This is a genomic window from Paraburkholderia sp. GAS32, assembly GCF_050434225.1.
Taxonomy (GTDB): Bacteria; Pseudomonadota; Gammaproteobacteria; order Burkholderiales; family Burkholderiaceae; genus Paraburkholderia; species Paraburkholderia madseniana.
This window is the reverse complement of the sequence record NZ_JBNPVS010000029.1, coordinates 34,361-48,190: the sequence shown is the minus strand read 5'-3', so window position 1 is coordinate 48,190 and position 13,830 is coordinate 34,361. Positions and strand designations below refer to the sequence as shown.

Below are 13,830 nucleotides of genomic sequence, written 5' to 3'. Positions count from 1 at the left end.
CTGGGGTGTATTACATAGCCTTGAGCTTCGGTGCCGGGCTGCGTCCGAAGAAGCGGGTGAGCAGCGGCTCGCCCTTCACGCGCACCCCCTCGGGTCCCGCCGACAGGCTGACGATGTTGTTTGCGAGTGCAAGCAGACTGCGCGACACGGTGTTATTGCGGCTCATCTTCGTGATCGGCACGCCGTGATTCACGGATTCCGACACGGTCTCGGTGTCTTCCGGGATGACCTGATAGGGCCGCATGCCGAGAACTTCCTCCAGCGCGGCCCGTGCGCGTTCCCCATGGCGCGTGTACCGGTTCAGAAGCAGCCGGGTACGGTCAGCCGGATAAGCGAGCGACGCCAGAATCTCCTGCAGACGCCGGCCTGCGCGTACATGCGGCATGCTCGCCTGCAAGACGAGATGGATCTGGTTGCTGCGATCGAGCGCCAGGATGGAGAGCGGATTGATGGACTGGCCGAGATCGAAAATCACCACGTCGTAACGCGGAACGGCGACGCCTAGAATCCATTCGAGCCTTTCCTCCTTGATCTCCGACGCTTTGATAGGGTCGCCGGCGCCGGCGAGTATGTGGAACGTGTCGCTCGCGTGCACGAGGCACGCGTCGAAGAAGGCTGCGTCCATCCGCTCTACCTGCGCACACATCTGCGGCAAGGTCGAGGGTGGTTTTTCGTCGGTGACGAGAAAGGCTGCGTCCCCGAAGAGCTGACTGAGGTCGATCAGCAGCACACGTTTTTGCTGGCTATCCGAGATCGCATGAGCCACGTTGCTGGCGATGAAGCTGGTTCCCGCTCCGCCCTTGCAGGACAGGAACGAAACGATCTGCGTTTCGTGCGCGCCATTTTTTTGCACCAACTGGCTCTCGATGCGCGACAGCGCTTCACCGAGCGAAGCCTTGTTGAGCGGCCAGCCGAGCACGTCGCGAAAGCCGGCGCGCATGGCTTCGATCAGCGTCTGTGGCGACGCATCGGGCATCAGCAGGATCGATGTGACCTGCGGGCGCCGTTGGCACAGTTTGCCGACAACCGGAAGCTCGGCGGTTTCGAGCGACGAAGCGTCGACGATCAGCACGTCGAAGGCGTCGAGGCTATCGCCGCGCTCTACTAGCGACGACGGTCTGCCGGCCACGCGGGTGGTGCGATAGTTGCCGCATTCGCCGATCAGACTCACGATCTGGGACAACCGTGCGGCGTTTTCCGAAGTGATGAGAATGTTGATCATGGTCGTGGCTGCCTGGATATGTTGTGTTATTGACAGACGGTGCCGCCTGTCGACGTCGCGAGACTTTCGCGCGGCAGGGTGGTGGTGAGCGGTGGCATCTTGAGCGTGAGGGGCACGAACGGAATCATGGTTTTCACGCTGACGTTGGTCACGCTGACGGTGACTAACGTGCACGTGCTGCGTGCAGTGGCGGCGTCGGAGTCGCAACCAGAGGGTGTGTACGTAACGCTCACGTTGGACGTGGCGAGCAACGGCAGCAGGTTTGTGATCCTGCTTTTGATCACCGTGGCATCGGCATCGCAGACCGTGGCGGTACGTGCGCCGAGGCGCACCGCTTCACTCGCGGTGTTCCAGTAAAAAAGCGCACGGCTCAGTTCGCAAACGCCGATCAGCAAGGTGCACAAGATGCCTGCGACCAGCGCGAACTCCACGGCGGCAGCACCGCGTTGTGCGCGTAGCCGAAGTGGCCGGGAAACGGGGCTCGGGTTCATGACACTTGCCTCATCACGGTGACGATGTTGCCGAACTTCAGCGTAGACAGATTGAAGTAGTTCAGGATCGGAGAGTACGGATACCCCTTGATCTTGACTTCGACAAGATTGATGCTGCCGGCTGCGTTCGAAGGCCCGGTTCCGTTGTTGTTGTCATAGGTCGGGACGTTGGTGAACTGCGCCGGGTCGGAGGCATCGGCGCAACTGGTCGTGTGCGCGCTGTCGCACACGATCACCATCGAGGTCGTCAAACCGGTTACGAGCTCCGTACCGCTGCCCGGCGCCGCGCAGGTCGTACTGCCATAGACGGCGAGACACTGGGCCTGCGCGAGCGGGTAGGCGCTATCGCTCGGCAGGTAGGTGGACAGATAGCGCGCGGCATCGCGCGTGGCTTTCGTGAGCGCTTCGTACTGGTAAATTGCGTGGCCAAATTCGGCCACGCCGGCGACGAGCATCACGAGCGGAATCAGCACGATGGCGAATTCCACCGCGGCGACACCGCGCATGCGTGCTGGACGGGTAGAGCGTTTGTTCATGACAGTCCCCTATTGCAGCAATACTGGTACTTGCCGCCCGACCGAACTGCCGGAACCAGGCACACCCTGCGTTGCACACGGGCTTCCCGGCGCCGACGACGAACCGCGGTACTCCAGATGGACCGGGCCGGCCGTCCCGCCGGAGTCCATCGGGTCGAGCATCAGCACGCAATCCCAGGAAATGACCGGAGCCTGGTGGCTGCTCGCCAGCACGCCGCAATCCAGTTCGGGGGCGAGTGCGAGACGCCGGTCGGCGCCGAGCGGGTAGTTGCTGGCGCTGTACGTGCCTTTGGTGTTGGAGCCGGTGACCTTGTCGCCCTGATAGGGCTGAAACGTTTTGCGCTCGTTGACGAAGTCGCTATATGCGTTGCTCTGCGCGGTCCACGTTGTTGCGGTGTAAGCGTATCCGGTGAAATCGGGCTGGCCGTCGGCAGGTCCCTTGAACGAGGTGCCGTAGATACCAAAGCGTGTATTCCAGGCGCCTGAGTCGGCGACCATGTTGCCTGTCGAGCCGATGTTCGCGCCGGTGGCGGGCAAGGAACAAAAATTTCCAGTCAATTCATTCTTGATCGAATTGGCACTGTTGCTGCCGTCGAGGGCGGCCCAGCCGAAGTTGCCTGGTCCGTATGCTGGAGAGGCGCCGGTTTTCGACGCGATCCACTGCCCGACCGTATACGTCTCGCCTGCGGTCGGCGGCGTAGTCTCCGTTCCGGCCTTGCAGATGAACGCCGGAATCGCACAGGTGGTTTGCGCGGCACCGACGGTTGCAACGGCCGTAGCGGAAACGGTTGCATTGGCTACGCTCGTGCCGCTGAACGCGCCAAGCACCTGGATGAACCAGTTTGCAATGTTCGCCTTGGACGTTGTGCATTTTGCGTACTTGATGTTCACCGGGGTGGCGACGGAACTCTTCGGCAGGAACGGGTTGCTCAGCGAATCGCTGAACAGCACGCTGCTGTCTGTTGTCATCTGCACGGCGCCGCTCTGGAACAGCGCGTAGTTGAGGTGGCCGGCAGTGATGCCGGCCGCCTCGGAGACAGACAGATTGACTGTTGCACCGGTGAGATCGCGTGCGGCGGCCAGCGCACAGGCATCGGCGCTGTTCTGCAACTCGCTTCGGGTCACGTACAGCTTGCCGAGATCGAGCGCGAGGCCGACGAAGCCGATCAGCGCCACGAGCGACAACGCGACGATGATGGACACTGCGCCGCGCTCGCCTCGACGAGCCGCACCACACCTGCCTGACTGATTAACGCTACGCATGACGCCCCCCGAGCATATTGTTCTTACTGACCGCTGGCCCCGCCGCCCCCGCTTCCGATGCCGATGACAAACGCGTTCGGCGACGGTGGGGGTTGTTGAAATGATCTGTCGTAGGTGTCCATCGCCGAAGCGGCGGACTTGCCGTCCATGCTCTGAGCCGCCTGAGCGTGTTCTGCCGCGTGCGGATCGATGATCTGCGCCTGAGTGACGGTTTTGAGCGCCTCGCCAAAATGCGCGTCCCAGATCGGCGTGCTCGACATGCAACCGCCGAGCGCTGCACAGACCGGCACGATGAGCGCGGCCCAGCGTGCGAAAGCAAAGTGTTCTTGTTTCATGAGATTCCCCTTGGCATCACATCAATGTTCGATCGCGTGGGTGGAAGCGTCCGCGTTCGCGACTTCTTGCGGAACCTTGCGGGAGGCGATCCGTGCCGCGGCGCTTTCGATACGGGCGGCGCGGGCCGCCTGTTCGGCGTCCGCGGATCGTGGCGTGTCCGTTAGCGGCGCCGCCGTGCACGCGCCGTATCCGGCATGGGGCGCGACCGGTCGGCGCTGGGCGTCGCGGCCTGCGGGCCGGGCTGCGGCAACGCCGTCGCAACGGGCCCGGTGGGCGGTTGCGGCGCCGGTGCGGGCGAGGGCAGCGGTGCCGCCGGGCTCACCGAAGCCGGGGCTGGCATGGGCGAGGCAGCCGGGGCAGTGCCGGCAGGCGCGGCACGCATTTTCGGGTGACGGCCTTCCATGTTGCCGGTTGCGTAGACGTCGGCTTCGTTCGGTTGCGAGAAGCTGTCCGTCGGCAGCGGCAGGTCGGCGGTCTGCAGCGGCTTGACGAGATGCGGCGTGATGATGAACACCAGTTCCGTGAGGTCCTGCTGGAATGACGTGCTGCGTGCCAGCGCTCCGAGCACCGGCACTTCGCCGATGCCGGGAATGGCTTTCAGCGCGCCGGTCACGTTGCTCTTCATCAGGCCGCCGATCGCAAACGACTCGCCGTCGTTCATCTGGACCATCGTGGATGCACGACGCGTCGTGATGAGCGGCAGAATCGACACACCGCTCACGTTAGTCGCGCTGAGCGTGATGCCGGTTGGCGACAGCTCGGACACTTCAGGTGCGACCTTCAGGCTGATGCGGCCGTTGGCGAGCACGGTCGGCGTGAACTTCAGGCCGACACCGAACTCCTCTTCCTGCAGGGTGATGGTCGTCGCCCCCGTGCTGCTGCTCTGCGGCACTGGAATGAAGATCTTGCCACCGGCGAGGAAAGTAGCCTCCTGGCCGCTGATGGCGACGAGGTTCGGTTCGGCGAGGATCTTGACGAGGTCGTCCGTCTTCTGCGCGTCGATGGCGAAGCTTAACGGGCGGTTGTTCGCCTTGCTGCCCGAGATGAGGCTCGTTACACCGGCCAGCAGGTTGCTCGCGAGCACGCCGCTCCATGAGCCGAAGCCACCCTGAATGTTGAGCGCCGCGCCCATCTGGTTGATGAGCGTCTTCGACACCTCGGCGACTTTGACTTCGAGCATCACCTGCTGCGGCGAGTCGACCGTCATCATGTTGATCACTTCGGCCGGCTTGCTGGTGCTCGAACTCTGCTGATTCACGGGAGTCCCGTTGCCGAGGACACCGGTTCCGCTCTGCGATTGCTGGGTGGGCTGTGCGCTCGCAAAGGCCTTCGCGATCTCCAGCGCCTGCTGGGCAGCCGGCGAGCTCGACACGCTTCCCCCGAGCACCAGGTTGCCCGCAGCGGTCGATACGCGGATGCCACGCTCGCCGGGCAACAGTTGTCCGAGCGATTGCTGCAAGCCGTTGGCGTCGATGTTGACGATCACATCGATAATCTGGCATCCGCCGCTGCGTCCCTGAACGATCATGTTGGTCGTGCCGACCGCCATGCCGACGAGGTAAAGCGTGCGCGGCGACACCAGCGTGGCTTGCACGATCGTCGGATTGCCGACCGGCACGACGACGCTGGTTTCTTCGTGGATCTCTCCAGTGCAGTTCGGGCCGCGCATTGGCACGGATGCGCCGGCTGCCCCACCAGCCGGCATTGGTGCCATGCTGACCATCATCGGCGTTGGCGCGCGGCCCACCGGCAACGGCGCATTCGGCCGGGCCTTCGCGAGCACTGGGCTCTCGAGCGCTTCCTGCGCTGAGCCGTTTTGTGCGACAAGCAATCCGGTGCACAACGCCGAGGCGAGTACGACGCCGCTCAGCGAGCGGTTACGCATCGCACCACCGGTTGAGAACCTCAGTTTCGTTTTCATTTTCCTGCCCCCGTTTCTCGACATCGGTCGATCGAGACTTCCGTTATTTGCCTTAGTGGTGCCAGTTGCAGCGGCCCGTCTTCGCAGATGCCGCCGCATCCGCCCTAGAAACATTCGACACTGCCCAACGCACCCGAGAGCACGCCCACGCAATCTCGCTTCGCCGCTGGTCGTGCGGCGTAGTGCACGCGCGCCGGACGCGCGGGCAAAGCGGCAGGTGCCGAGGCCGGTACCGCTGCAGGTGTGCCGAGCAGCGTGAACTTCGTGGCGCCGCCGGTCGGCTGCATCGCCTTATCAACCTGGTTGCGCAACACCAGCGACAACGTGCCGACGCTGCGCGCAAGGTCGAGTTTTTCCGCCTGGTCAGGCGTGACTTCGAGCGTGACCGCGTTGACGACCTTCGGCGCCGTGTCGTCGCGATTGACCTGCTGGGCCACCGCGAGCACCAGGATCTTTTCCAGCACGATCTTCGAGATGCTTTGCTGAGCGTCGCTCTTGCCCGGTTCCTGAGTGTTCACGATGACGTCGACGTAGTTGCCCGGCAGCGCGAAGCCCGCTACGCCGACTACGTCGTTGACGCGGACCGTGATGGCGCGGCTGCCTTCGCCGATGACGGCGGAGAGGCCGCCTTTGGTGCCGATCGGTGCGAGCTTCGCCTCGATCACGGGCTCGCCGCGCCCGAGACTCGTACGCACCACACGGCCCTCGAGCGATTTCGGATCGGTGAATGCACCCGGCGGCACACTTCCTGTCGGCCAGTTGACGGTGCGGATCAGGTTGGCGTTGAGCGGCTCGCCGAGGCTGACGTCGCCCGCCGCGACCGCAATAGGCGTAACCGCGTTCGACGAGGTTTGTATCAGCCATCGAGAAGCGAAGACCACGGCGGCCAGACCGGCCAGCATGGCGACGGCCAGCATGACTAAAGCGCGACTGTTTTTCATGGTGATACTCCTGCGTAGGTCGTTGGACACTTGCCGGTCAACCGGCGGCTAACTGTTGGCCCGGCCGGTCGGCCGTAGGTGGGTAAGTACTGTCGTGGTCCATCGCGGTGCCGAAATAGCTGTGCCATGCTTCGCGCAGTCCATCCCCCGTCACTTCGCGCGCCGTGCCGCGGTAGTGCGCCGTGGCGGAGACCAGATTGAGCAGATCGCCTGGATAGCAGGCCAGGAACGGTTTGCCGGTCGGGAGATGCAGGTTGTGGAGCAGGTAATCGAATGAGGCTTGCGTAGCAGTGAGCTTGAGTGCAGCACAACGCGCGTTGAAGACCGCGCGATAGTCGTCGACCGATAAGGGTCCGACGTACAGCTTCGAGCCGAGCCGGCGCAGGAATGCGTCGTCGAATTGGGCTGGCGCGAGATTGGTGGAGAACACCGGCCATACGTCGAAAGGCGCAACGAAGCGCGAGCCGGATTGCAGCGTGAACTGATCGACACCCCGATCGAGCGGCATCAACCAGCGGTTGAGCAGATCGTGAGGCGCGATGCGTTGGCGTCCAAGATCGTCGACGATATACAGACCCATGTTTGCTTTCATGTGCGGTGGCGCCTGGTAGAAGCCGGCCGTGGCGTCATGGCGCAGGTCGAGCGCTTCGAGCGTCAGCTCGCCGCCTGAGATCACCACCGGGCGGCGGCACATGCGCCAGCGCCGGTCGCTCGCCTGCGTCTGGCTCTGCTCGGGTGCGTCGCGATGCACGAGTGGATCGTAAAGCTGCACGATTTCGCCGCCGACGTAGAGCGCATAGGGAATCGGCACGTTGCCGCGCAGCAGCAGTCCGAGCCGCGGCGAACGGGAATGGCTGGCCGCGCTCTGGATCGCGCCGCTCGGGGGCATGTTGATCATGGCATGCGGGCCGTTCTGCAACCTGGAAATGCTGGCCGAGTTCGGCAGTGTGAGCGGAATGGAGATGGACGAGACAGCGCGGATGCTGACCGCAAAAAGCACCGGAGAGCGTTTCGATATTCGCGCAGGACGTTGCCCGGATGATCTGCCTTTCGACTCCGAACGCTTCGACCTGATCTGTTTTTTCGATTGCCTCGAGCACATTGCCGACGACGTTGGCTCGCTTGCGCGCATGCGGGAAGTACTGGCCCCCGGCGGGAAAATCGTCGTAACAGTGCCGGCGTACCAATGGCTGTGGAGCGCGCACGACGTTTATCTTCATCATCACAGACGGTACGGTCGAACGGCGCTCGCGGCGTGCGCCGATGAGGCAGGGTATCGGATCGAACGCATGACTTACTTCAACACGCTGCTGCTTCCGCTGGCGATTGCCGTGCGTTTTATCGATCGTCTGCTCAAGCACGATCGGTCGAGCGGCGATGCCACGCCGACCGGTGCTCTGAACATGCTCTTCTATCGGATCTTCAGTGCCGAGCGTCACTGGGTGTCACATGGCGCGTTGCCATGCGGCGTGTCGCTGCTCGCTGTGCTGACAGCGAAGTGACACCGGCATGAAAAACAGCACCGAGTTGACAAGACTGATCCGCTTCGGTGTTTGCGGACTGTCGGCGACTGCCCTGCATGTCGGGGTGGCCGTCGTGTTGATATCGCACGTCGGTATGTCGCAGCTTCTCGCGAATACGGCCGCGTTCGCATGCGCGACCTGCTGGTCGTACCTTGTGAACACGCTCTGGAGTTTTTCGTCGTCGCTGCGTGTGCGGAACGTCTGGCGATTCATCACTGTTTCGCTTGCCGGTGCGACCTTGACCGGACTGGTGTCCTACCTCGCGCAGATGACGGGGGCCGGACCATGGATAGGGATTGCGATGGTTGTTTGCGCGGTAACGCCACTCACTTTTGTCACACACCGTCGCTGGACATATCGATAGAACGTGGACATCTGCGTATCGCCGCGCTCTTCATGGAGAACGGGAAGCCGTTAAACGGGCTGGGACGATGGCATGTAACGAGTTATCGTTATCGCGCAGATCCGACGAACGGGAGGCGCTAATACCACCCGATACCATCAGTTGCACACGGGTCGAGCCAGATCATCCAGGAGAGAAAAAGCCCCGCAAGTCGTTGACTTTACGGGGGTTTTCAGAATACCGCAGCTCATGCCGGAACAACTTTTGGTGCCAGGGCCGGAATGGAAAAATTCCGGCTATCGCTTTGCTGGAGCGGGTTCGTGGAATTTTGCCGGTACGGATACCACCAAAAATACCACCGGGCGTGGGTACTAGGTCATTCACGTGCTTTTGGCTGGCCATTCTGTCTTTTGCATATGTCTCATGTCGAGACTCCGCTTGACGCGTATTGGGCCGTATTCGACCCAAAGGGGGCGCCGATGGCCTCGTCTAAATACAACCAGTGCGACGAGGCCGAGAAGCGCGCCGGTCGCACCGCCGAGCGCCACGCCGCGTTCGAGCGAGTGCACGACGTCGCTGCTTTGCAGCAAGGATGTCTCGGGTAACTGTTCGAGTGCGACACTGTGATTCGCGAGGACATGGATATGTCGCGATGTGATCCGCGCCGGCAGCAAGTCGTCGTACGCACGTCGCACACGTGAACAGACCCTAAACACCCGGCGCCCTTGGGAAACGGCTGCCTCGGCAACCAATGCTGGAGGCGGCCGTTTTGTATTGCATCGCGGCAAGTGACTCCTCCATTCGCGCGATCCGTATATGGGGCGCGCTTCCCCCTGGCGCTGTCTTGCACGATGCAGAGGAGAGGACTACCTTTGTTTTAGGGCCGCTTACAACGCTCAGCGAAGCGGTCCTGGCAGAAGTGCCGGCGCAGGCAGTACGAAGTACGGCAAGGCGGCACAACGACGCCAGGAGCCTTTTTTGTTAGCGGCTCCAACGAGTGACACGCAGCGAGGTGACCTATGTCGCTTGCGATTGCCCTGATCCTGATCATCGTATTGGCGGTGGGGTTTCACTTTGCCAGTCCCTGGTGGATCACGCCGATCGCCTCGAACTGGGTGCGCATGGACGACATGCTGACGATCACGCTCGTCATTACCGGCGCGCTCTTCGTCGCGATCAACCTGTTCATCGTGATCGCACTGGTGCGCTACCGCCACCGCAGGGGTCATCGCGCTGCTTACGAGCCGCACAACAAGCGGCTGGAATGGTGGCTGATCGGCCTGACCACTGTCGGCGTGGCAGCGTTACTGGCACCGGGGCTCTTCGTCTACGCAGACTTCGTACGGCCGCCGCGCAACGTGCTGCAGATGGAAGTGCTCGCCCAGCAATGGCAATGGCGCTTCCGCTTTGCCGGCCCCGGTGGCAAGCTGGGCACGACGGACGTGCGCTACATCAGCAACGACAACCCCTTCGGCCTGAACCCCGGCGACCCCAACGGCCGTGACAACTACCTGATCGAGACGCCCGAGGTGCACCTGCCGCTCAACCGGCCGATCCAGGTCCTGACACGGTCGCGCGACGTGCTGCACGACTTCTACGTACCGCCGTTCCGTGCGCGCATGAACATAGTGCCCGGCATGGTGACCACCTTCTGGTTCACGCCGACCAAGGCAGGGCGTTACGACATCCTGTGCGCGCAGCTTTGCGGTATCGGGCACTCCAACATGCGCGGCGTGGTGGTGGTGGAAGACGAAGCATCGTTCTCGCGCTGGCTGGCGCAGCAGAGCACGTTCGCGCAGCGGCAGCAGGCCAAGGTGCAGGCCGCACCCGCCGCTGCAGGCGGCAGCGCCCAGGCGCTCGCTGATCAGGGCAAGACGCTCGCAGAGGCCAAGGGCTGCTTCGCCTGCCATACCGTGGACGGCAGTCCGCGCGTGGGCCCCACATGGAAGGGCCTGTACGGCAAGACCGAAACGATGGCCGACGGCAGCACCGCGAAGGTGGACGAGGCCTATCTGCGCGCCTTCATCCGCGATCCGAAGGCCCGCGTCGTGAAGGGCTTCGCACCCATCATGCCGAACTTCGACCTGAGCGAGCAGGAGCTGACCGCGCTGGTGACCTACATCGAATCGCAAGGCGGCCCGGCCGCCATCAGCGCAGCCAAACCCTAGCGGAGCAGACGCAATGCCCTACGCGCACACCAACCACGCCCAGCAAAGCTTCTGGACCCGCTATGTCTGGAGCCAGGACCACAAGGTCATCGCCGTGCAGTATTCGCTGACGGCCATCGCCGTCGGCCTGGTCGGCCTTGTGTTGTCGGACCTGATGCGGTTGCAGCTCGGTTTTCCGGGCAAGTTCAGTTTCATCGACGCCAACCACTACTACCAGTTCGTCACCATGCACGGGATGATCATGGTGATCTACCTGCTGACGGCGCTGTTTCTGGGCGGCTTCGGCAACTACCTGATCCCGCTGATGCTGGGCGCACGCGACATGGTGTTCCCGTTTCTCAACATGCTGAGCTACTGGGTCTACCTGCTGGCCGTGCTGGTGCTGATGGCGAGCTTCTTCGTGCCAGGCGGGCCGACCGGCGCGGGCTGGACGCTATATCCACCCCAGGCCATCCTGCCGGGCACGCCGGGCGTGGAATGGGGCATCGTGTTGATGCTGGTGTCGCTGGCGATCTTCATCGTCGCGACAACGATGGGCGGCTTGAATTACGTCACCACCACGCTGCAGGCGCGCACGCGCGGCATGACGCTCATGCGCATGCCGCTCACGGTGTGGGGCATCTTCGTGGCGACCATCATGGCGCTGCTGGCGTTTCCGGCGCTGTTCGTGTCGGCGGTGATGATGCTGCTCGACAAGACACTCGGCACCAGCTTCTTCATACCGGCCGTGGTGTCGATGGGGCAGACGCTCAAGCATGCCGGCGGCAGCCCGCTGCTGTTCCAGCACCTGTTCTGGTTCTTCGGGCATCCGGAGGTCTACATCGTCGCGCTGCCGGCCTTTGGCATCGTGTCGGACCTCATCAGCACGCACGCGCGCAAGAGCCTCTTTGGCCACAAGATGATGGTGTGGGCCATCATCATCATCGGTGCGTTGAGCTTCGTGGTCTGGGCGCACCACATGTTCATCGCCGGCATGAATCCGTACTTCGGCTTCTTCTTTGCCACCACCACGCTCATCATCGCCATCCCGACCGCCCTCAAGGTCTACAACTGGGTGCTGACGCTGTGGCGCGGCGATATCCACCTGACCGTGCCCATGCTGTTTGCCATCGGCTTCATCAGCACCTTCGTCCTGGGTGGGCTGACCGGGCTCTACCTCGGCAACGTGAGCGTGGACATTCCGCTGTCGAACACGTACTTCGTGGTGGCGCACTTCCATATGGTGATGGCCGTGTCGCCGATCCTTGTGGTGTTTGGCGGTATGTACCACTGGTATCCGAAGGTGACGGGCCGCATGCTCAACGACACGCTCGGGCGCGTGCACTTCTGGGTTACCTTCCTCGGCACCTATGCGATCTACTTCCCGATGCACTATCTCGGCATTCTGGGCATGCCGCGGCGGTATTACGCGTATGAGGGCTACAGCTTCATTCCGTCTTCGGCGCAGACGCTCAACACCTTCATCACTGTCGTTGCGCTGATCGTTGGGGCGGCGCAGTTGCTGTTCTTGTACAACCTGGCGTGGAGCCTGGTGCGCGGCAAGCGTGCCGACAGCAACCCCTGGCGGGCCACCACGCTGGAATGGCAGACGCCGCAAACGCCGCCAGTGCACGGCAACTGGGGCGCCGCGCCGCCCGTCGTCTACCGCTGGGCGTACGAATACAGCCCGCCGGGGCACGAGGAAGACTTCGTCCCGCAAAACCAGCCGCCTGCGCCTGCGACGGCGCCTGAACCGGCCCACCCGACGCTTCAACCCGGTGAGGCACGCGAATGACCACACTGCCCCGCCCCTTCGTTCCTGACGCGCCACCTGTCTTGCCGAATGCGAGCCGCATCGGCCTGATCGTCTTCATGGCGGTGGCAACGACATTGTTTTCACTGCTGCTGTTTGCCTATGCAATGCGCATGCGCGAGCCCGACTGGCAGCCGATCCCGCATCCGTTGCTACTGTGGTGGAACACCGGCGCGCTGGTGCTGGCAAGCATTGCCATGCAGCGTGCCCGGCAGATGACCTTGCACCGCGCGGCGTGGCTGGTGTCCGGCGGTGTGCTGGCGGCCGTTTTCGTGATCGGACAACTGACCGCCTGGCGCATGCTGTCGGCGGCCGGGCAGACGGTCACCGTCAATCCTTCCAATAGCTTCCTCTACCTGCTCACCGGCCTGCACGGGTTGCATGTGCTGGGCGGGCTGGTGGCCTGGGCGGTGACGATCGCGCGTCTCCAGCGAGGAGACCCCTTCCGGGCCCAGCGCGCCATCGTGCTGTGCGCTATCTACTGGCATTTCCTGCTGGCTGTCTGGCTCGTGCTGCTGGCTGCGATGTGGTGGATCACCCCTGAGTTCGTCGCAGCCATCTGCGGGCCGCTGTATGGAGCCGCGCCATGACCACGCCCACGCTCCCCACCGAATCCGCTGCCACCACGCCCACCGACGCCGGGCCTGACGGCTGGCGCGGCATCGTCACGGACTGGTCGGGCGACCGCGAAGCCTTCAAGGTGCCGTGGGGCAAGGCGATGATGTGGATCTTCCTGCTGTCGGACACCTTCATCTTCAGCAGCTTCCTGATCGGCTACATGACGGTGCGCATGTCGAGCACGGTGCCGTGGCCCGACCCTTCCAAGGTGTTCGGGCTCACTGTGGGCGGCGTGGATGTGCCCTTGCTGCTGATCGCCATCATGACGTTCACCCTGATCACCAGCAGCGGCACCATGGCGATGGCTGTCAACTTTGGCTACCGCCGCAACGCAAAGCGCGCCGCCGCACTGTTGCTGGCGACCGCGCTGCTGGGCGCGACCTTCGTGTCGATGCAGGCCTTCGAATGGACCAAGCTGATCGTCCATGAAGGTATCCGCCCCTGGGGCAACCCGATGGGCGCGGCGCAGTTTGGCGCGTGCTTCTTCATGATCACCGGGTTCCACGGCTTTCACGTGACCTGCGGCGTGATCTACCTGCTGCTGATCGCACGCAAGATCCTGCAGCCGGCGTTCACCGAGCACGGCAACTTCCAGATCGTCGAGATTGCCGGCTTGTACTGGCACTTCGTCGACCTCGTGTGGGTGTTCATCTTTGCGCTGTTCTATTTGTGGTGA

13 protein-coding genes and 2 pseudogenes are annotated in these 13,830 nt (G+C 63.1%); 6 read left to right on the top strand and 9 right to left on the bottom strand.

Annotated elements, in window-relative coordinates:
- Positions 1–10: 10 nt before the first annotated feature.
- From P3T25_RS29855 to P3T25_RS29820, 8 genes and pseudogenes are all read right to left on the bottom strand, one after another.
- Positions 11–1,222, bottom strand: coding sequence for an AAA family ATPase (locus tag P3T25_RS29855; protein WP_429360476.1), 1,212 nt, complete (start codon positions 1,220–1,222; stop codon positions 11–13).
- Positions 1,223–1,248: 26 nt separating this feature from the next.
- Positions 1,249–1,713, bottom strand: coding sequence for a TadE/TadG family type IV pilus assembly protein (locus P3T25_RS29850; RefSeq protein ID WP_171926123.1), 465 nt, complete (start codon positions 1,711–1,713; stop codon positions 1,249–1,251).
- Positions 1,710–2,219, bottom strand: a complete 510-nt coding sequence (locus P3T25_RS29845; protein ID WP_166618198.1) for a TadE/TadG family type IV pilus assembly protein — start codon at positions 2,217–2,219, stop codon at positions 1,710–1,712. Before P3T25_RS29845 ends, P3T25_RS29850 begins: the two co-directional genes overlap by 4 nt.
- Positions 2,220–2,258: 39 nt before the next feature.
- A complete protein-coding gene (locus P3T25_RS29840; protein WP_429360473.1) occupies positions 2,259–3,512 on the bottom strand; it encodes a pilus assembly protein TadG-related protein in 1,254 nt (417 codons plus the stop codon).
- 23 nt (positions 3,513–3,535) lie between these two features.
- Positions 3,536–3,847, bottom strand: a complete 312-nt coding sequence (locus P3T25_RS29835) for a hypothetical protein (protein WP_154560850.1) — start codon at positions 3,845–3,847, stop codon at positions 3,536–3,538.
- Between the two features lie 161 nt (positions 3,848–4,008).
- Complete coding sequence (locus tag P3T25_RS29830) at positions 4,009–5,769, bottom strand: type II and III secretion system protein family protein (RefSeq protein WP_429360471.1); 1,761 nt, start codon at positions 5,767–5,769, stop codon at positions 4,009–4,011.
- A gap of 104 nt (positions 5,770–5,873) precedes the next feature.
- Positions 5,874–6,710: a Flp pilus assembly protein CpaB gene (gene cpaB, locus P3T25_RS29825; RefSeq protein WP_266258389.1), complete on the bottom strand. Its 837-nt coding sequence runs from the start codon at positions 6,708–6,710 to the stop codon at positions 5,874–5,876.
- Positions 6,711–6,747: 37 nt separating this feature from the next.
- A pseudogene (locus P3T25_RS29820) lies at positions 6,748–7,548 on the bottom strand (ATP-binding protein); the annotation flags it as partial.
- Between P3T25_RS29820 and P3T25_RS29815 the strand changes: the two are divergent.
- Together P3T25_RS29815 and P3T25_RS29810 are read left to right on the top strand one after the other, a co-directional pair.
- Positions 7,514–8,212, top strand: a complete 699-nt coding sequence (locus tag P3T25_RS29815) for a methyltransferase domain-containing protein (RefSeq protein ID WP_429360527.1) — start codon at positions 7,514–7,516, stop codon at positions 8,210–8,212. The pseudogene P3T25_RS29820 and the gene P3T25_RS29815 sit on opposite strands and share 35 nt — an antisense overlap.
- A 7-nt stretch (positions 8,213–8,219) precedes the next feature.
- Complete coding sequence (locus P3T25_RS29810) at positions 8,220–8,597, top strand: GtrA family protein (RefSeq protein WP_429360469.1); 378 nt, start codon at positions 8,220–8,222, stop codon at positions 8,595–8,597.
- 479 nt (positions 8,598–9,076) lie between these two features.
- Here the strand turns inward: P3T25_RS29810 and P3T25_RS29805 are convergent.
- A pseudogene (locus P3T25_RS29805) lies at positions 9,077–9,292 on the bottom strand (DUF1269 domain-containing protein); the annotation flags it as partial.
- A gap of 303 nt (positions 9,293–9,595) precedes the next feature.
- Here P3T25_RS29805 and P3T25_RS29800 point away from each other — a divergent pair.
- Genes P3T25_RS29800 through P3T25_RS29785 form a run of 4 tightly spaced genes read left to right on the top strand, consistent with a single transcriptional unit; the run spans position 9,596 to position 13,830 of the window.
- Entirely contained in the window at positions 9,596–10,744 is a 1,149-nt protein-coding gene (locus P3T25_RS29800; RefSeq protein WP_154560877.1) for a c-type cytochrome, read from the top strand.
- Between the two features lie 13 nt (positions 10,745–10,757).
- A complete protein-coding gene (gene ctaD / locus P3T25_RS29795; protein WP_154560878.1) occupies positions 10,758–12,518 on the top strand; it encodes a cytochrome c oxidase subunit I in 1,761 nt (586 codons plus the stop codon).
- A complete protein-coding gene (locus P3T25_RS29790; protein WP_171926128.1) occupies positions 12,515–13,126 on the top strand; it encodes a cytochrome c oxidase subunit 3 in 612 nt (203 codons plus the stop codon). Before ctaD ends, P3T25_RS29790 begins: the two co-directional genes overlap by 4 nt.
- On the top strand, positions 13,123–13,830 hold the full coding sequence (locus P3T25_RS29785; protein WP_429360466.1) for a heme-copper oxidase subunit III family protein: 708 nt from the start codon (positions 13,123–13,125) through the stop codon (positions 13,828–13,830). Before P3T25_RS29790 ends, P3T25_RS29785 begins: the two co-directional genes overlap by 4 nt.